This is a genomic window from Pseudomonas sp. AC463 (assembly GCF_979253585.1).
Genome location: NZ_CEEDDZ010000346.1, coordinates 1 through 318 on the forward strand (window position 1 = coordinate 1; position 318 = coordinate 318).

Consider the following 318-nt stretch of genomic DNA (forward strand, 5'->3'; position numbering starts at 1 on the left):
ACATCGACCCGCAGGCGCGCGCGATCCTCGACAGCCAGGCGGAATGGCTGAACCGCTATCCCAACGTCCGCATCACGATCGAGGGGCATTGCGACGAGCGCGGCACGCGCGAGTACAACCTCGCGCTGGGCGATCGCCGTGCGAACTCGGCGAAGAACTATCTGGCCGCCAAGGGCGTGTCGCCGTCGCGGATGAGCGTCATCAGCGATGGCAGCGAGCGGCCGGCGGAAACCGGCTCGGACGAGGCCGCCTATGCCGCCAACCGTCGCGCGGTGACGATCGTTTGGAGCTGATTTTTACGGAAAGTTTGCCGGATCG

The 318-nt window shown here is 66.0% G+C and carries 1 protein-coding gene; it reads left to right on the forward strand.

What is annotated here, in order from left to right:
- A partial coding sequence (pal, locus tag AC0IYH_RS30455; RefSeq protein WP_471837881.1) for a peptidoglycan-associated lipoprotein Pal occupies window positions 1-293 on the forward strand: 293 nt, incomplete at its 5' end.
- Window positions 294-318 lie beyond the last annotated feature (25 nt).